Annotated in this window: 15 protein-coding genes and 1 other RNA gene; 4 read left to right on the forward strand and 12 right to left on the reverse strand. The window is 65.2% G+C overall.

The annotated features are described in order from the left end of the window. Positions 1-65: 65 nt before the first annotated feature. The 4 genes from O3I_RS34230 to O3I_RS34245 all read right to left on the reverse strand — a co-directional run bounded on the left by O3I_RS34230 (position 66) and on the right by O3I_RS34245 (position 4,447). Positions 66-971: a LysR family transcriptional regulator gene (locus O3I_RS34230; protein WP_014987615.1), complete on the reverse strand. Its 906-nt coding sequence runs from the start codon at positions 969-971 to the stop codon at positions 66-68. A gap of 57 nt (positions 972-1,028) precedes the next feature. Continuing rightward, positions 1,029-1,955: a hypothetical protein gene (locus tag O3I_RS34235; protein WP_041563053.1), complete on the reverse strand. Its 927-nt coding sequence runs from the start codon at positions 1,953-1,955 to the stop codon at positions 1,029-1,031. Between the two features lie 119 nt (positions 1,956-2,074). Then, entirely contained in the window at positions 2,075-3,103 is a 1,029-nt protein-coding gene (locus O3I_RS34240) for an alpha/beta hydrolase (RefSeq protein ID WP_014987617.1), read from the reverse strand. Positions 3,104-3,202: 99 nt separating this feature from the next. Continuing rightward, on the reverse strand, positions 3,203-4,447 hold the full coding sequence (locus tag O3I_RS34245) for an FAD-dependent oxidoreductase (RefSeq protein ID WP_014987618.1): 1,245 nt from the start codon (positions 4,445-4,447) through the stop codon (positions 3,203-3,205). A gap of 87 nt (positions 4,448-4,534) precedes the next feature. Here O3I_RS34245 and O3I_RS34250 point away from each other — a divergent pair, with 87 nt between their 5' ends. The 3 genes from O3I_RS34250 (at position 4,535) to O3I_RS34260 (ending at position 6,363) form a co-directional block, all read left to right on the forward strand. Continuing rightward, entirely contained in the window at positions 4,535-5,527 is a 993-nt protein-coding gene (locus O3I_RS34250; protein WP_014987619.1) for a helix-turn-helix transcriptional regulator, read from the forward strand. Positions 5,528-5,770: 243 nt separating this feature from the next. Then, positions 5,771-5,971, forward strand: a complete 201-nt coding sequence (locus tag O3I_RS34255) for a hypothetical protein (RefSeq protein ID WP_014987620.1) — start codon at positions 5,771-5,773, stop codon at positions 5,969-5,971. After that, positions 5,968-6,363, forward strand: coding sequence for a type II toxin-antitoxin system death-on-curing family toxin (locus O3I_RS34260; protein WP_014987621.1), 396 nt, complete (start codon positions 5,968-5,970; stop codon positions 6,361-6,363). Before O3I_RS34255 ends, O3I_RS34260 begins: the two co-directional genes overlap by 4 nt. A gap of 43 nt (positions 6,364-6,406) precedes the next feature. On the opposite strand, the gene O3I_RS34265 is transcribed toward O3I_RS34260, so the two are convergent. The 8 genes from O3I_RS34265 to recQ form a co-directional block, all read right to left on the reverse strand. After that, complete coding sequence (locus tag O3I_RS34265) at positions 6,407-9,151, reverse strand: AAA family ATPase (protein ID WP_014987622.1); 2,745 nt, start codon at positions 9,149-9,151, stop codon at positions 6,407-6,409. Between the two features lie 481 nt (positions 9,152-9,632). Beyond that, positions 9,633-10,004, reverse strand: a transfer-messenger RNA (tmRNA) gene (gene ssrA / locus O3I_RS43455). A 76-nt stretch (positions 10,005-10,080) separates the two neighbouring features. Beyond that, entirely contained in the window at positions 10,081-10,944 is an 864-nt protein-coding gene (locus O3I_RS34270; protein ID WP_014987623.1) for a DMT family transporter, read from the reverse strand. Beyond that, a complete protein-coding gene (gene smpB, locus O3I_RS34275; RefSeq protein WP_014987624.1) occupies positions 10,941-11,414 on the reverse strand; it encodes an SsrA-binding protein SmpB in 474 nt (157 codons plus the stop codon). The genes O3I_RS34270 and smpB overlap by 4 nt, the downstream gene beginning before the upstream one ends. A 64-nt stretch (positions 11,415-11,478) precedes the next feature. Further along, complete coding sequence (locus O3I_RS34280) at positions 11,479-11,709, reverse strand: hypothetical protein (protein WP_014987625.1); 231 nt, start codon at positions 11,707-11,709, stop codon at positions 11,479-11,481. A gap of 67 nt (positions 11,710-11,776) precedes the next feature. After that, positions 11,777-12,853 (reverse strand): metallophosphoesterase, encoded by a 1,077-nt coding sequence (locus O3I_RS34285; protein ID WP_014987626.1) that lies wholly within the window; start codon positions 12,851-12,853, stop codon positions 11,777-11,779. Positions 12,854-12,952: 99 nt separating this feature from the next. Beyond that, positions 12,953-14,389, reverse strand: coding sequence for an alkaline phosphatase (gene phoA, locus O3I_RS34290; protein WP_014987627.1), 1,437 nt, complete (start codon positions 14,387-14,389; stop codon positions 12,953-12,955). Positions 14,390-14,675: 286 nt separating this feature from the next. Then, complete coding sequence (gene recQ, locus O3I_RS34295; RefSeq protein ID WP_014987628.1) at positions 14,676-16,547, reverse strand: DNA helicase RecQ; 1,872 nt, start codon at positions 16,545-16,547, stop codon at positions 14,676-14,678. 196 nt (positions 16,548-16,743) lie between these two features. Here recQ and O3I_RS34300 point away from each other — a divergent pair, with 196 nt between their 5' ends. Continuing rightward, positions 16,744-17,715 carry an SMP-30/gluconolactonase/LRE family protein gene (locus O3I_RS34300; RefSeq protein WP_014987629.1) on the forward strand — a complete coding sequence of 324 codons (972 nt, stop codon included), beginning with the start codon at positions 16,744-16,746 and terminating at the stop codon, positions 17,713-17,715. Positions 17,716-17,734 lie beyond the last annotated feature (19 nt).

Raw genomic sequence — 17,734 nt, forward strand, 5'->3', positions numbered from 1 at the left:
CTTAGACATTCTTGCCGATACCCAAGGATCACTTATGGATGGAACAGAGTTGGACACAACAGGTTTCAGGTCAGGGTCATCGCATTGGCGGCACACTGGATGGCTTCCATCATCAGCTGGGTGACCGGGATCTTCTGATGACCGGACAGCGTGTACGCCGCCACCGTCCGCGAGTCCGCGGGAATCACCGGGCGGCTGACCACCTTCGGGTGCCGGATGAACGACTGCACCATGCTCGGCATCACCGCGACCCCGGTGCCCTCCGCCACCAGGCTCTGCACGGCGAGGTTGTCGTCGGTGGTGAAATCGATGTGCGGTTCGAAACCCGCGGTCGCGCACGATTCGATGAAATGGCTTCGGCAGCGCACACATCCCGCGATCCAGCGTTCCTCGGCCAGCTGCGCCAACTCGACCGTGCGACGCCGGGCCAGCGCGTGCCCGCGCGGCAGCAGCACGATCAGCGGGTCGTCGAGCAGCGAAACCTTGTACAGGTCATCGAATTCCGGCTGCTCGCCCGCGTCGTAGGTGAAGGCGAGGGTGATATCGCAGTCGCCGCGCCGCAACGCCTCCACCGATTCGGGCGGCTCCGCGTCGAACAGCTCGATCCGGATGCCCGGATGCCGCGATTTGATCGAAGCCACCGCCGACGGGACGAGCGTCGCGCACGCACTGGGGAACGCGCAGACCCGGACCCGCCCCGACTTGAGCCGGGTGATCGCGGTCATCTGCTGCTGCGCCGCCGAGATCGTGCCGAGAATCCCGGCCGCGTGCCTGGCCAGGATCTCGCCCGCGTCGGTCAGCCGCAAACCCCGGCCCACCCGGACGAACAGCGGCGTGCCCACCGACCGTTCGAGCGCCTTCATCTGCTGGCTGATCGCGGGCTGCGTGTAACCGAGGTGCCGCGCCGCCGCGGCGAATGAACCGGTCCGTACGACCTCGTCGAAAACCCGAATGTGCCGTGAGTCGAACATGGCCAAGAATAAGCATCGCTTTGCCCCCCAGAGCAATCCATGCAGGCCCGGCCGCCGCTACCGGCTCGCTCTGAGCGCAGCCTGGCCGAAGTAGCCGAGCACACCCAACGCCGGGGCGACCCACCACAGCCACGCGGGGTACGGCCAAGCACCGTTACTGTCGAACGCTTGCCAGACGAAGATGACGGCGCCTAGCGCGAATCCGGCGATGTAGCCCTCGTTGCCGCCGGCCGCCAGCCGACGATCGATCTCGAACCGGGCGGCCAGCGCCGCCAGCAACGGCAGCGCGATGAGGACGAGTATGCCGTCGGGCTGATAACCCGCGGGATGCCCCATGCCCGCAATGGCGATGAGGATCAGGCCGAACAACCACAGGCCGACGTCCACCGCGAGCCGTTTGGAAAGTGCCCGCCAGGGCGAAACCGGTTCCTGTGCAGCTCTTCTCGCCGATGCTCCGCCGGATCTGATCATGGTGCTCCGGCGTTCGGCAATCGCGGGGTTGTCGAACAGGACCGAAAGCGGAATCAGATCGCTCGACGCGAAGACCTCCGCGAACCCGGCGGGAACACTGGCACCGGCCGGCGGATTCGCGCCGGGCTGCACCGGCACACCCATCCCCCACTGCCACGGCTCCCGCAGCTCACGCAGCGGCATCGCGAGTTCGGTGGTGGTGAAGTCCGTATCGGCGCCGGAAACGACCAGCGTCGCGATACCCGAACCCTGCGGACCGGTCAGCGCGAACCAGTACACGTTGCCGTGCTGCGGAAACTCCGCGAGCCACTCATATTTCGGGCTCGCGGTCAGATAGGCCGGTGCGACCGCACTCAAAGCCTCGAAAGTTTCGACGATGCCCGCCCGGCCCCACACAAGGTTGCTGAACGCCGCGTGCGAGAACAACGTATAGGCGATCTGTCGCGGATCCTGGTCACCGGCACCCGGATTGGGCAGACCGACCCGCTGCTCGCGGTCGCTGCGCCCGGACATCATCGACGCCTTTGCGGCAGTTCGGCTTTCATCGCAGGCTCCGATCGTGCGGTGACTGTTCCACCTCCATGGTGGCAACCGTCACCGCACCTCGGTATCAGCCGTTCAGCCGACTCCCCCTACGGCGCGATCCGGTGACACAACCAGGCGAGCGAGAGGGGGTAGCGGTAGTCGATCCCGCCGTGCCCCGCGTCGAACAGCTCGAACTGGATGAGGTCCGCGGGCACGTCGGCGGCGAGCAACGCGGCACGGAACGCCTGCCCGCCGATATCGAGGTACCACTCGTCGCGGGTGCCGCCGTCGATCCAGATCCCGCGCAAACCGCGCAGGGCCTCCGCGTATTTCGGGACCATGCGGACAGGATCCCAATCCAGCCAACGCTCCCACGCCGCGGCGTCGAGCACCCCGGTCACCGGATCGAAGGGCAGATCCACCGTGCCGTCTTCGCGCGCGGAGAAACAGGCCGAGACGCCCAACAGGCCGAGTAGGTCGCTGTCCTCCGGTTTGGTGAAGGCGACGCGCGACCGGAAGTCGTCCCACCAGCGCTGGATATCCCCGTCATAGGCGCGCAGATGCCGCACCGCCTTGGCGAACTCCGGGATATAGCAGAACTCGTAGAGCGCGTCGCCGGCGTGCGTGGCCAACGCGCCGAACAGATCCGGCCGCAGCATCGGTGTGATCATCGCGCCGAAGCCACCGCTCGACTTGCCTGTGATCGCCCGATGCGCCGCGCTCGGCAGGGTCCGATAGTGGGCGTCGACCCACGGCACCACTTCGTCGCACAGGTAGGTGTGGTACTTACCGGTGCCGGGCGAGTCGACGAATTGGCTACCGCCGTAAGCGGTCCAGGCGTCGACGAACACCACGATGGCGGGCGGCGCCGCGCCGTCGGCGAACACCCGGTCGGCCGTCTCCGGGAACGGCCGCCGGAACGGCTGCCGGTTGCGCCACATGGTGACGTCCCCCGTATAACCCTGGATCACATAGACCGCTGGATAACGCCGCTGCGGCTCGTCGTCGTAACCCGGTGGCAGATAAACCAGGACCGGCCGCTCATGTGGGTCGCCCAGCGGATTCCCTTGCAACACAGCGCTGTTGATCACCGACTCATCGATTCGTCCGGCCAGCTCAGTGGACCACGGCAGCATTCGACCTCCCAATGGAATACCTGCGTTACTTCCGATCAGAACCGTACTGCCGCCGCCGGACGAGCACACCGCAACGCGAAAACCAGTGGGACGGCCACCTCACTGGCGGGGGCGAAGTCGGTGGGCGCCCGCCAGCACCGGCCCGCCCGCCACCGTGACGGCCGCACCCAGCCGAGTGTCGGTGGCCAGTATCCAGCGCACCGTTTTCATCGCCATGATCAGCACTTCGCTGCCGCGCAGCCGCATGCCCGCTTCGAAATCGCGGACCGCCACCGGCAGGTTCACGGTTCCGTCGGCAACTGCACCGAGCTGTTCGACCAGGCTCGCGGCATCGCGAATAGCCGCGCCGGCACCCATACCGGCCGTCGGCGGCGTCGCGTGCACGGCGTCGCCGAGCGCGGTGATCGGCCCGGCCGGCCACGGCGCGAGGTCCCGTGCCCGCGTCGACGCCGCGTTGAACCGGAACGCCGCGACGCTGTCCGGATCGGCACGGGCGACGACCTCGAGCGTGCGTTCGCGCCAACCGTGGCGCCGGAACCGCTCCAGCAGCGCGGTCCGCACCGCGACACCGTGATCGTTCCGGATCGAGTCGGTCGCCGCGGACTCGGGAAACATCGCTCCCCAGATGTAGGTCGGGCCCGTCGTGATCGCGGTCCGAAGCTCGGGTGCGTCGAGTACGGCGTTGCCCACCGGGTCGAGATAGCCGACGTAGAGCGCCGAACCGCGCGGTCCCACCGCCAGCCCCGAACGCGGTCCCAGGCGAAGCTGCTCAGCTGCGCTGAGGTCGTCGACCGAGGTCCGTCCGGAAAAGCCGATGACACCGGCGGGCGAGTTCGTCGGGCGACCGGCGAGTTGCCGGGCCACCAGCGAATGCGCGCCGTCCGCCCCGACCAGCAGGTCGCCCGAGACCGGCGGCTCGTCGGCGAAATTCGCCAGCGGTCTGCCGTCCGCACCGAGACCGACCCCGGTGACGGATCGGCCCAGCCGCAGGTCCGCGCCGACCGCGTCGGCCAGCACCGTCCGCAAGGTGATCCGGTCGATGTCCACGCTCGGGTCGTCGCCGAGATCCCGGCCGCGGCCGAGCAACCGCCCACGCCGGTCCCACATCGCGTCTCGTTCGCGTAGCCGCAGCGCCGAGGCCGACGCCAGCACCCGTTCGAAGACCTCCGGCGCGACCAGGCCACGCAGCGCCGCCTGCGCCCTGCCGTCCAGCGTGATGTGATAGCCGCCGGTCGCCGCCACATCGGTATCGCGTTCGTAGACAACCACTTCGAGCCCGTTCCGCCGCAGACCGGCGGCCAGCGCCAACCCACCGATCCCGCCGCCGACGACGATGATGCGCATCCTGTTTCGACTCCTCTACCAGCTGCCGGACAACCTCGGAGCCGACGATCTCACCAGTACCGGCCATCGAGTGGCCACAATGGTGCGGTGGCCGATACCTCCCGGCGCGCACTGCGCCTGCTGTCCCTGCTCGCCGCCCGCCGCCGGTGGTCGCTGGACGAACTGGTCGCGCAACTCGACGTCAGCGCGCGCACCGTCCGGCGCGATATCGAAACCCTGCGAGCGCTCGACTATCCGGTCACGACCGTGCACGGTCCCGCGGGCGGCTACGAATTGGGCACCGGCCACACGCTGCCGCCCCTGCTGTTCGACGACGAGCAGGCCTTGGCCGTCGCGGTCGCGCTACAGACCGCGCCGAGCACTGTTTTCGGCCTCGGTGCCGACGCCGCTCGAGCACTGAAGACGCTCGAGCAAGTGATGCCCGCCCGGCTGCGCACCGCCATGGAATCGCTGAAACTCACCGCACTGCAGAACTATTGGGAATTTCCGGCTCCGCCCATCGCCGCCGACGCGCTGAAAGTCGTCGGCAGCGCGGTACGCACCCATCATCTGCTCGTCGTCGAGGCGCTACGCCCCGACGGCTCCCGCCCCCACCCCCGCGACCGAGACTTCACGCCGCCACATCGTATCGAGCCACACCATCTCGTGGTCTGGGCCGGCCGGTGGTACCTCGTCGCCCACCACCCCGCCGACAGCACCTGGCGCGTCCACCGCGTCGACCGACTCCACCTGCACACACCCCCCGGCCACGCCTTCACCCCGCGAGACCTCCCCGGCAACGACGTCGCCCACTTCGTCATGACCAGCCACAACCGCGGCGACACCCCCGCCGCCTGGGAATGCCTCGGATCCGCGCGCCTCGACCTGCCCGCCGAAACCGTAGCTCGTTGGGCGCCAGGCGGTTCCGTCGTCGAACACCTCGACCTCGAACACTGCCGCCTCACCCTCGGCGCCTGGTCCTGGGCAGGTATCGCGGGCATCCTCGCCACGTTCGACACCGAGCTGAGCGAGGTGGAACCGCCGGAGTTGGGCGCAGCGTGTCGGCGGCTTGCGCAGCGGTGGAAGGTGATTGGCAATTGAGCGGGTCTCCTCGATCGACCTCACGCCAGGTCCCCCCGATCCGCAACCCTTATCGTAAGCGTTACGACGCGCACCCCCGCCAGCTCCACCACCCCGCTGCGCCTTAATGCCCACGCCCAGACGTGATCATCTTGCGAGCCGACGCTCCGGTGCATTAACCGAGCGCGAACACCCGCAGTGGGCACGCAGCCATGACCGAAAACACCTGTCCACAGGCAGTACCACAGTAGTACCATTCGAGATATGGCGATGAACCTGAGACTGACCGACGACAACGAGAGTGCCGTTCGCGACCAAGCCGAGCGGGAAGGCGTGAGCATGAACGCGCTCATCAACCGGGCCGTGGCCGAGTACGTCGCCCGCTGGCAGCACCGCGACACTGTGCGCACCGAGATCGGATTCGCTATCGCTGAGCATCGCGAACTGCTGGACAAACTCAAGTGACCGAAGTCCGATACCTCGAACTCGAGGACGTGCTCGAGATCGCTTCAGCAGCCACCGACGGCGCGGCCATCGTGCGCGATCCGGGTCTACTACAAGCAGCCGTGTTCCGTTACCGCACTACGGTATTTGGTGAGGACGCGTATCCAACAGTTTTCGACAAGGCAGCGGCATTGCTCGAATCGCTAGCGCGCAACCACGCGTTCGTAGACGGCAACAAACGAACCGCGTGGACCTCAGCCGTCGTGTTTCTTGGTATCAACGGCCATCGAGTCACCGTCCAAAATGCGCCACTGCTCGAGACCTATCCGTTCGTAATCGCAGTGGCGACAGGCGAACTCAACAGTATCGACGAAATCGCGATCCGACTGGCGAAGTTCGCAAAAGAGCAATAAAAACGGTTTGACCCGCTCGGGCTCTCTCCTGCTACAACATCGCCTACGGTCGTTCACGGGTTTTCTGGCGCTTTTGCCGCGCAGTCACAGGAATTATACCGCGACGCACCTTCAACAGGTTCTCATCTTTTGTATTCTCACGCACTACAAGCCCACTCAGAATTCGATGTTGCGTTTCCGGCGTCCAGAACACAGTCAGGTACTTACGCGCGCGAGTGATCGCAGTGTAGAAAATATTATGGGAGATGCTTTCTTCATTTGCATCGGTGATAACAACCTTGACTGAATCAAACTCAAGGCCCTGCGCCTTATGAATCGACACGGCGTATGCGATCTGAAACGGCACAATGGTATTGAACGTATCGTCGTCGTCATCGGTGTTTCCACGTTCGAAAACATCGAACTGTACGGTCGATCCCCCTACCCATCGCAGATCGGTGAATTCCACCTCGGACTCCGAGATATCTCGGTCCAGCTCTACTTCGAACGTGATATGACCGGGCACACGGTCAATTTGCCGGATTTCACCCTTCAGATTATTGAAGATAACCGGACGGAACCGATCGGTCTCGTTGAAAAGAATCGGGTCTCCCACCTTATAGGTGGAATCGTTCCAGATTACGACTGGATTCGGATTACTAGCTTGCAGGAAGCGATTAACGTTGTTAATACCGTAAAGGCCGTCGTAGTTCAGGCAGAGCACGATCTCATCGGCACCATGATGCTGGAACAGCGAGGCTCCCAACACGGTTGAGTAGCCATTCTTCGAAAGAGACTCCTCGATACGATCGTCCAAGTTTCTCACTCGATCCCACAATGTGAGCAATGCTTCGTCGGTGGTCCTGAACGGCTTCGCAAGTTCGAATACCGATTCTTTTGGAATGTAAGATCGGATGATACCGAACCAGTTTCCGAACTCGATCGACTCGATCTGGTAGACATCACCCACGAGCACGAGAAGATTAAACGACGTCTTCTCTAACACGCTGAGCAAACTCGCATTGCTCACGATACTGCACTCATCGATCACGAGCACGTCATACGTTATGCCCGATGATGCGTTGCCATAAATGTGCTTGCTAATCGTGCTGAACTCCGCATTGGGTGCTTCCACTCGCCGCTTCAGATTGTCGACGGCCGGGTTCGTGTGTGCGAGGAAGAGCTTCTGCTTTTCGGTGAAATAGCTGGCGATAATACTCACCATGGTTGATTTCCCGGTGCCGGCAGCACCGTAGACGACCGCGACCTTCGAGCGTTCGAAGAGTGCCTGCAACGCATCGGATTTCAACTCGTCGTCGATAGCGTCAGGATTCGCGTTGATCCACCGCTTCACGTTCTTGCGATGATCCTCAACGCCTTTGGACGCGATCTTCTGCAGCTTCTCGATGATCGTTACGGTGTCGTCTTCATACCCGACCATGAACACGTAACCATTTGCCCGCGCAAGCTTCCGACGTGCGTGGCGCTGGGAAGGCGGGAGTTCGCCGTTGTGGCGTGCGATCAGTGCGTCCACATCACCCAGATCTTCGAGCTCCGTAACCGGTGTGTAAATAGTCCCGCGCTGCTCTACATTATTCCTGATCCGTCGTGCCAACAGCTCATGCGGTCGGCTCGACACGTTCAGACTCTCCGCGAGATCCGCGAAACGCGGATTATGTCCGCGCGGTGAAGTACAGAACGGCATCGTGTCGAACGGCCTACACCCGTGTGACGCCCGGAGATTCGACAACTGTCTACACGGTTCCGGCTCGTATTGGGCTCGGATGACCTGGTTGTTCATCCGAAGCATAAGATATCGCAGCAGGCGAGACCCCGGCTGATCGGCGCGAATCACCCTCCGGGCGCGGTCGACTACGGGGAAGATAGACGGAGCTCGACGTGAATTCTCCAGCGCTTTGACACGAAACTCGGCGTACCGTTCGTCGGTCATATCCACAAGGTCGAGAAGACTTGAGTGAGTAGTTGTCAGGCAATGCATTATGTTGCGAAACTCGATGTGGTTCGACTGAACCTGAGTCCTCTCCCCGAAGAGTCGCGCAAAGTTATTGAACTCACACGGGCGAATCGACACCTCCCACGAGCGTATGACCGCGATAGGCATCGTCTGACCGAGGACTGTGATTGTATCGGACGCAAGTTCCAGCAGAGCCGCATACTTATCAGTAATATCAATATCCGTGAAGCCGATAATGCGATCGAACTTACTCGTCCGATTGTGCGCCAGAGAGAACGTGACCTCATAGTAAATATTGCCGTCGATGAAGAAAGGACGCGCTCCGTGAATATAATATCTATCGCGGCGATCGCCCGATGCGCGCGTGTCGGGTTGCACGTCTATACGCGCCGCAATCTTCTCATAGTATTCGCGAAGTGATGGATCGAGATCGATCGGAAACTTCTCAAGGTTACCCAGAAGGGCGATGCCGAACTGCTGTTTCGCCAGGTCGCGGGTCCGGAGCAAGTACTCATAGTACTTGAGCATCAGGCGCTCGGACGGGTCACGATCCAAGGTGTAGTGTGACACACTCGCCTGGAGCAGGGCGTGGAACCTGGCCAGCAGCCTGAACTTGGCCGTCGCCCTGACAACATCCAACGCCGACGCAACCTGGTTGTAGTGAAACTCAGCGAAAGGATCGTTTAGATTCGCCCAGACGATCAGCCCTTCGACGAGATTTCGCAGCTGCGCCAGGACATTCTGCGACAGGAACCCCCGGTCGCACGTGAGACTGTCAAGATTCTGACAGATCACACTGTCGGCACTTTGCACTTGCTGCTCGACTGACGCCATCGTCCCCGCTCCCTCCTCAGAAGCCCGCCTGGTGACCCAGCACCTCGGCAAGCGCCGTGGCGACGGTCTATCTTCCCACCCCGCTCATCAGGACTCATCCGCCCACCCCGCCAATGCGCGATACTGATCTCGAGAACAGAGTTGTTGCAGCAGTTGCAAATCGAGTTCCTGTAACCGGGATCGTCACCAGCCTCTATACCCAGCTCAGTCCACCGTTGGCCACATGCCGGGAGCCGAGTCAGCGTAGGACTGACAGAGGAAGTAACGTCCGGGAGGGGGTCCGGGGGCACGGCATAAGGACCGGCAGACGGGCAGCGCCCGGGAGGGGTCCGGGGACGCTGCATAGGGACCGGCAGACGGGCAGCGTCCGGGAGGGGGTCCGGGGGCGAAGCCCGCCGGGCGGGGTGTGGGGGTTGCACCCCCACAGAACACTCAGCGGAACGAGCGAGGCCCACGCCCTCTGTGGGCATGGGCCTCGCACTCGTGGAGCTGCCGGGAATCGAACCCGGGTCCTCCGCCGCGTCTCCAGGGCTTCTCCGTGTGCAGTTCGCTGTGTCTCTACTTGGATCTCCGAGTCTCGCGAACAAGCTCAGATGACGATCCCAGTCGCTGTTTGATTTTCCGTCCGGGTCCGCGACCGGCTCGGACGGTAAGTCCCTCTAGCTGATGCCAGTACCCGGGTCGAGGGACGAACCCGGACTGACAGAGACGACCTACTGCTTAGGCAGCGAGGGCGTACTCGCGCTGATTGGAATCGGCGCTTAATTGGTTGCAATGACGCTTACGGTGGTCTCTTGCCTGCACCGACACGCTTCCCCTAGATCTACGTACGCAGTCGAAACCGTTCAGCCCCGTACGTCCCAGCACCTTGCCGGGCTGTTCATATTAACACCGGCCGATGCCGGGTTCTTCCCATTATTCGGCGGGTGTCACGCCACGGCGATGAGTCCGACGGCGGTGAGCGCGAGCACCATCCCTACCTGCTGTAACCGTCCGACGCGCTCGCCGAGCAGCACCATGGCGAGTAGGACGGTCGCGGCCGGGTAGAGCGAGCCGAGCACGCTGACCAGCGAGAGCATGGAACCGTGGAAGGCGTACAGCAGGGCTGCGTTGCTGATCACATCGAGGACGCTGATGTAGCAGGCGAGGCGGAGCGGTTCGCCGCGGAGCCGCTGGAATTGCCCGGCCGCGGCGGCGACCAGCCAGATCACCAGGCTGGCGGCGATGCGCTGCGCGAGCAGCGGCCAGAGTCCGGCCGAGGCGGCGGTTTCGTGCAGGAACACGAAGGTGAACCCGTAGGCGACGCCGGAGCCGACGGTGAGCAGCGCGACCCGTCTGGTGAAACGCAGTTCCCGGCCGCCGGTGATCTCCTCGGTCACCTCGTCCGGTGATTCGCGGCTGACCAGCAGCACCGCGATGAGCGCGAACACGATGCCCGCGTACGCGAGCGGGCTGGGGCGTTCGCCGATCAACAGGCCGATCAGCACCGGAATCCCGGCGACGAGCAGCGCGGTGAGCGGGGACACCACGGCCATCGGACCTGCGGCCAGCGCCGCGTAGAACCACCAGACCGCGAATCCGCTGGCGACACCGGCGGCGAGTCCCCACACCATCGAGACCGCGTCGATGTCCCCGGCGACGAACGGCAGCACTGCCAGGACCAGGACGACCGACAGCGGATAGGAGTAGATGACCACACGCAGCGCGTTCACCCGCCGGGCCGCGACCCCACCGAAGAAATCGCTGACGCCGTAACCCAGCGCAGCGACCAGCCCCAGCAGGACCGCCGTCAACGCATGCCTTTGATCCGCCGCCCTAGCTCGCGGGTGACCTCACGCTCTGCGGTGCGCTTCGCCATGTCCTGGCGCTTGTCGTAGTCCTGCTTACCTTTGGCGAGAGCCAGTTCGACTTTCACCTTGCCGTCGGAGAAGTACATGGACAGCGGAACCAGCGTCTGGTTGCCTTCCCGCGACTTGCCGACCAGGCGATCGATCTCACGCTTGTGCAGCAACAGCTTCCGCACCCGGCGCGGGGAATGGTTGGTCCAGGTGCCGTGGCTGAACTCCGGGATGTGCAGCCCGCGCAGCCACACCTCGCCGTTGTCGACCGTCGCGAACGCGTCCACCAGCGAGGCTTTGCCCTCACGCAGGCTCTTGACCTCGGTACCAACCAGCGCGATCCCGGCCTCGTAGACGTCCAGGATCGTGTAGTTGTGCCGCGCCCGGCGATTGGTCGCGATGACCTTACGCCCCTGTTCCTTCATAACGATCAACCTTAAGTGACGCGGCAACCCGATTATTCCCAGGTTGTGGCGTGGCACTCAGCGATCAGCCGGCGGGCCGGAACAGCACCCAGACCGTGAACAGGGCGATGAAGGCGAGCACGAGCAACACCGTGGAGATCCGGGGTCTGCCCGGGCGGGGCGGTAGTCGGTGCCGCAACCACACGCTCTCCACGCTCGGGTCGACGCCGCGGCCGACGACCGGCGGCGCATCGGGGGCCTCGGCGCTCGGAGAGCTGCCGGCCGCGTCGTCGTCCGGGCCATCACCGCTAGCCATAGCGAGCACGGTAACCCGGACGGCGGCGACACGCCCCGATTACCGCGCGCCGCAACGCAGTTGGTACTCAGGCGAGACGTCGGGCGAAGACCTCGCGCCCCGCGGCGGTAGCCGGGTCGACGGTGAATACCCGCAGGTCCGTACGGCTTTCGGTGAGATCGAGGACCATGAAGCCGAGCTCGTGATAGTTCTCGAACAGCGCGGGATGCCCGGCGCGCGGCGTGATCGCGGGTTCGGCGCCGACGGTTTTGGCGGCCGCGCCGGACACGATTTGGCGGGTGCCTTTGGAGCCGATGGTCGGCTCGAGCACCTGCAGCGAATGGTCGTGGCCGGACAGCAGGTACTGGCAGGTGCCGAGCACGTGATCTTCGAAGAACCGCTTCACGTGGACGCCGTTGATCGGTTCGATCGGCAGGTTCTCGTAGTTTCCGGCGTCGCCGTGCGGCCCGTTGTTGAGGTACGGGTGGTGCGTGCAGGCGATCTTCCAGGTGGCGGTCGACTCGGCGAGCGCCCGGTCCAACCAGGCGCGCTGCTCGTTCATGAACTGGCCGTCGACAGCCCAGTAGGGCGAGAGGATCGGCGGCACGTAGGCGGCGATGGGGTTGAGGTCGAGGACGAAGAACTCTACGACCGGGTTCTGCTCCGGCACCCGGACCGAGTAGTACCGGCTGGGCATCCACCAGCGTGGCGAGTTGGCGTGGTACTCGACCTCGTGATTGCCGCGGAGCAGCCACCCACCGTCGCCGGGCAGCACGGAACTGGTGTCGTGGTTGCCGAGCACCATCAACCACGGGAAATCCAGTCCCGCGTTGGGGTTTTCGAATTTGTCCGCGAACTGGTGGTCGGTGCCGCTGTTCGGGCCGCTCTCGTAGATGTTGTCGCCGAGGCCGAGCGCCAGCGACACGGGTTCACGGCGGTGGAACTCCCGCATCGCGTCGGCGACCGCCCACTGCGTGCGGGTTCCGGTGCCCGCGTCGCCGGTCACCAGCACCCGCAGCCTGCGCTCGGTCGGAAAGTCGAACTTGGTGACCCCGGGCGCGACCGGTACCGCCTGCGCGGGCGACAGGCCGACCAGCGACGCACCCGCCGCGACGCCCGCCGCACCGGCCAGGAAACCCCGGCGGCCAAAGTTGTTGTCAGGCATCTGAAATCCTCCACGATCCGGCGCCCTGCCCGGCACCCATCTTCGCCCATCGGGGCGGGTTCGGCGATGCCGGGCGGGACGAACCGGAACCGTGTCGCCTTACTTCGCCGCGACGACCGGCTTCTTGCTGCGATCCAAGCCGAGCGCGTCGGAGATGGTGAAGAACATGTCCGTTTGATCGGTCAGGCCGACCACGTTCGCGGCGCGCGGGCCGTAGGCCGCGATGCGCAGCTGGGTGCCGGTGTGCTCCTGCGAACCAGCGACATCGGAGGTGCCGTACGAGACGCCGATCTCGGCGCCGTCCTTGGTGACGACCTTGCTGGTCAACGCCGGGGATTTGGTCTCGAGCGGAACGATCTGGCTGCTGTGCGCGTGATCGGCGGTGACGATCACCAGGGTGTTGCCGTCGTTCTTCGCGAATTCGAGCGCGGCCTGCACGGCCTCGTCCAGGTCGACGGTCTCACCGATCTGACCGCACGGGTTGGCGGCATGGTCCTGCTTGTCGATGGACGCGCCTTCGACCTGGAGGAAGAAGCCGTCCTTGCGATCCTTGAGCAGGTCGATCGCTTTACGCGTCATGCTCGCCAGGTCGGGCACGGTGGCCGCGCGCTCTGGGTTCGGCCGGCAGGTCTGGGCGGGCAGGCTCAGTCCGTTCGGGACCGCGGTGTCGCCGGCCCACCGGATCGGCATGTTGCCGGGCGAGAACAGGCCGAGCACCGGCGCGTCCTGGTCCGCCTTGGTGACGCCGTCGAGACCGGCCTTGTCCGAGACCAGGTTGTAGCCCCGGGCCTTGGCCTGGTCCCGCAGGGTCTGGCCCTGCCACTGGCCCGCGACCGCCTTCTGCTCGAAGCTCTTCGCGCCGCCACCCAGGGTGACGTCGGCGCGGGTGTTCAGCAACTGCTCGCTGATCGAGCCCAGACCGCCGTTCTCCAGCGCGTTGGTCGGGCACTTCGCCGTGGTCTCTTCGGGGCCGTAGCACTTGCGCTCGGTGACGTGCGCGGCCTGCACGGCCGGGGTGGCGTCCTGGATCTCGGCGGTGCTGACGTTGCCGGTGGCTTTGCCGTTCGCCTTGGCGATCTCGGTCAGGTTGGTCTGCGGTTCACCCGCGAGGTTCACGCTGATCGCGCCGTTGTAGGTCTTCGTGCCGGTCGCCCAGGCGCTGGCGCTGGCCGCGGACTCGGTGACGTAGTCCGGCTTGCCGGTCTTCTTGTCCAGTGAGTAGTGCGTGTAGGAGCCGGTGAGCGGCAGCGCGTCGATGCCCTTGAAGTACCCGCCCGCACCCTCGGCGACATTGCGCGCGAGCGTGATCTCGGAGTCGCCCATGCCGTCGCCGATCAGCAGGATGACGTTCTTGGCCTGGTTGCCGTTGAGCGAGGCACGCAGGGCCTCGGTGCGATCGCCGGTGGTCCGGCGGGCGCCGCCGTTGTCGCTTAGCGTCCCTTGGGCTTTGGGGCTGATGAGCTCGCCGTTGCCCTGCTTCGTGGAGTCGGAGGATCCGCAGGCGGCCAGGACTCCGACGAGAACGGCGGCGCCCATGACTGCGCCCGCACGGAACCGGCGGGGCAGGGAACGCGACGAGACAGGGGGCATGAGCGAAAACTCCATTGTTCGTAGAGACATGGGATGTGCGGAGCTTTACGAGGTCTTCTGAACAAAAAGGGCACAACGGGCAACCGCTCCGTTACCAACCGCTGTCTTATACGCATGTCCGCATACCTCGACACGCCGCGCCGCACACGAATACCGCTGTCACACAGGGAGTTTCCCGCGAGCCCGAGCCGTGATCAGGCCCGCGGGACACATGCCGGGAAGGTGCAGAATGTCACTCTCCGGCCAGTACTTCGAGCACCCCTTCGCCATACTTGGCCAGCTTGTTCTCGCCGACGCCGCCCACGGTCCCGAGTTCGGCCAGGCTCGACGGTTTGCGCGCCGCGATCTCGCGCAGCGTGGCGTCGTGGAACACGACATAGGCCGGGACGCCCTGCTCCTTGGCGGTCGCCGCCCGCCATTCCCGCAGCCGCTCGAATACCGGCACATCCGTAGGCGCCATATCGACCGCGGCCTTACCCGCTTTCGCGGCACGGGCCGGTTTGGTGACCCGCTCCGGTTCGCGACGCAGCAGCACCTGACGTCCGTCGAACAGCACCTCGTTGCTCGCCTCGGTCAGCGTCAGCACGCCGTAGTCGCCGTGCACGGCGAGCAGCCCACCCGCGAGCAATTGCCGCACCACGCCACGCCATTCGATATCACGGAGATCGGTGCCGATCCCGAACACCTTCAGCTCGTGGTGATCGTGTTGCAGCACCTTGGGATTCTTCTTGCCGAGCAGGATGTCGACGATATGGCCCGCACCAAAGCTCTGGCCGCGTTCGCGCTTCAGCCGCAGCACCGTGGACAGAAGCTTCTGCGCCGGCACGGTGCCGTCCCAGGATTCCGGCGGCGTGAGGCAGGTGTCGCAGTTGCCGCACGAAGCGCCCGGCTGATCGAAGTAGTTGAGCAGCTGCACCCGTCGGCAGCTGACCGTCTCGCACAGCGCGAGCATCGCGTCCAGATGCAGTTGCAATTGCCGCCGGTGCGCGGCGTCGCCCTCGGACGAATCGATCATCTTGCGTTGCTGCACAACATCGTTGAGGCCGTACACCATCCACGCCGTCGACGGCAGTCCGTCGCGGCCCGCGCGACCGGTCTCCTGGTAGTAGCCCTCGACCGATTTCGGCAGGTCCAGGTGCGCGACGAAGCGCACATCCGGTTTGTCGATACCCATGCCGAACGCGATGGTGGCGACCACGACCAGGCCGTCCTCGCGCAGGAAGCGCGCCTGGTTCTGCGCGCGGGTGCGGTTGTCCAGTCCGGCGTGATACGGCACCGCGCGAATACCGTTCTCGGTGAGGAAGGCAGCGGTCTTCTCCACGGAATTGCGCGACAGGCAGTAGACGATGCCTGCGTCGCCCGCGTGTTCGGTGTTGATGAACTCCAGCAGCTGCCGATCCGGCTTGTTCTTCGGTTCGATCCGGTACTGGATATTCGGCCGGTCGAAGCTGGCGACGAACCGGCGGGCGGAGCCGAGGTCCAGGCGCTGCACGATCTCGTCCCGGGTCCTGCCGGTGGCGGTCGCGGTCAGCGCGATGCGCGGCACATCCGGCCAGCGCTCGTGCAGCACCGACAATGCGAGGTAGTCGGGCCGGAAGTCGTGGCCCCACTGCGAGACACAGTGCGCCTCGTCGATGGCGAACAGCGCGACCTTGCCCCGATCGAACAGCTGCGCCGTCGATTCCAAGCGCAATCGCTCCGGTGCCAGGTACAGCAGGTCGAGTTCGCCCGCGACGAACTGTGCCTCCACCGTGCGACGCTCGTCCGGGTACTGGGTCGAGTTCAAGAATCCGGCGCGCACGCCGAGCGCGCTGAGCGCGTCCACCTGATCCTGCATCAGCGCGATCAGCGGTGAGATCACCACACCGACACCCGGACGCACCAGCGCCGGGACCTGATAGCAGAGCGACTTGCCGCCGCCGGTCGGCATGAGCACCAGCGCGTCACCACCCGCGACCACGTGTTCCACGATCTCGCGCTGATCGCCGCGGAAGCTGTCGTAACCGAAGACCCGGCGTAGAACCTCTTGCGCCGCACCGGATCCCGCGTCCACACCGGGTTCGGTGTCGGTCGCCACGGCCGCGAATGCATCGGGGGGAGTCACCCGGCCCATCCTACGAGTGCCCGCGCACGGCGCCACCGGTACGTCGACAGATTCCGCAGCTCGGCTCTCGATTACTCCACATGGGGACAAACCACAATCCCACGTCTCCGGTCCACTGCCCTGACCTGCGACCGCGCCGAATCACGTGGAATTCGCCGGGAGGAGCCGCCGACCGGCCCCTGTTAGGTTGGCGCACATGGCAATAGGGCTGGGGAGCAACCGGATCAGGACCGCCGTCCTCGCGGTCGCAGTCGCGGCGGGGCTCGCCGTGGCCACGCCGACCGCGGCCGCGGCGCCGACGACAACGCCACAGTGTGCGGACGGCTGGCAGGCGAGCACCGTGGTCGAGGGCGTGGGCAATCTGGAGAATCTCGACTCCGACGGCGCGGGCGGCTTCTATGTCACCGGCATCGTCGATGGGTTCCTCGCCCATATCGACAGCGCCGGCCGTTTCGAGAAGCTGCTCACCGGACTGGACTTCCCCGCGGGGGTGCGGGTCGCGGGGCCGTACGTCTACTTCCTCACCGGCGACGGACTCACCGCCGCACCGGGCACGCTACAGCGCTACGAGATCGCGACCGGCGCGGTGACCGTGTTGCTCACCGGGCTGAACGGCCCGAACGGCCTGCTGCTGCTACCCGACGGCGATCTGCTCTTCACCACCATCGGCGTGCGCGCGCCGCAGACCGGCATCGGCCGCTACCGTCCCTCGACCGGCGAATACACCCGAACCTGGTCCAGCCTGCCGCTCACCAACGGGCTCGCGCTGGCGCCGGACGGGCGGTCGATCTACACCGACAACCTGACCATGCGGATCTTCCGCGTTCCGCTGGACGCGCCGGAAAGTCCGGTCGCAATCGCCGGAATTCCGAATCTGGTCACCCTTCCCGACGATATGGAAGCCACCCGCTCGGACACCCTGTTCGTCGCCGACCATGCCTTCGGCGCGATCAACAAGGTGGATCCCAGCACCGGCGCGGCCTGCGCGATCATCACCGGACTGATCAAACCGGACTCGACGCGTAACCCGCCCGACGGCACCACCTCCGTCCGGATCGCGCCCGACGGCGACTCGTGGGCGCTGTACCTCACCGCGATGGACGGCACCCTGCGCCGCCTGCGCCCGCCGGCCGATATCGACCTCACCCCCGCAACACCCACGCGGTAGAACAGATGTGCAGCACGCC

It is taken from the genome of Nocardia brasiliensis ATCC 700358, from assembly GCF_000250675.2.
GTDB classification, from domain to species: Bacteria; Actinomycetota; Actinomycetes; order Mycobacteriales; family Mycobacteriaceae; genus Nocardia; species Nocardia brasiliensis_B.

What these genes read in the sequence shown, in the direction of transcription:
- O3I_RS34255 (WP_014987620.1), top strand. Translation starts at nt 5,771, where the DNA reads ATGGCGATGAACCTGAGACTGACCGACGACAACGAGAGTGCCGTTCGC.
- O3I_RS34240 (WP_014987617.1), bottom strand. Translation starts at nt 3,103, where the DNA reads ATGCTGCCGTGGTCCACTGAGCTGGCCGGACGAATCGATGAGTCGGTG.
- O3I_RS34230 (WP_014987615.1), bottom strand. Translation starts at nt 971, where the DNA reads ATGTTCGACTCACGGCACATTCGGGTTTTCGACGAGGTCGTACGGACC.
- O3I_RS34285 (WP_014987626.1), bottom strand. Translation starts at nt 12,853, where the DNA reads ATGCCTGACAACAACTTTGGCCGCCGGGGTTTCCTGGCCGGTGCGGCG.
- O3I_RS34245 (WP_014987618.1), bottom strand. Translation starts at nt 4,447, where the DNA reads ATGCGCATCATCGTCGTCGGCGGCGGGATCGGTGGGTTGGCGCTGGCC.
- O3I_RS34280 (WP_014987625.1), bottom strand. Translation starts at nt 11,709, where the DNA reads ATGGCTAGCGGTGATGGCCCGGACGACGACGCGGCCGGCAGCTCTCCG.
- O3I_RS34235 (WP_041563053.1), bottom strand. Translation starts at nt 1,955, where the DNA reads ATGTCCGGGCGCAGCGACCGCGAGCAGCGGGTCGGTCTGCCCAATCCG.
- phoA (WP_014987627.1), bottom strand. Translation starts at nt 14,389, where the DNA reads ATGGGCGCCGCCGTTCTCGTCGGAGTCCTGGCCGCCTGCGGATCCTCC.
- O3I_RS34265 (WP_014987622.1), bottom strand. Translation starts at nt 9,151, where the DNA reads ATGGCGTCAGTCGAGCAGCAAGTGCAAAGTGCCGACAGTGTGATCTGT.
- smpB (WP_014987624.1), bottom strand. Translation starts at nt 11,414, where the DNA reads ATGAAGGAACAGGGGCGTAAGGTCATCGCGACCAATCGCCGGGCGCGG.
- O3I_RS34300 (WP_014987629.1), top strand. Translation starts at nt 16,744, where the DNA reads ATGGCAATAGGGCTGGGGAGCAACCGGATCAGGACCGCCGTCCTCGCG.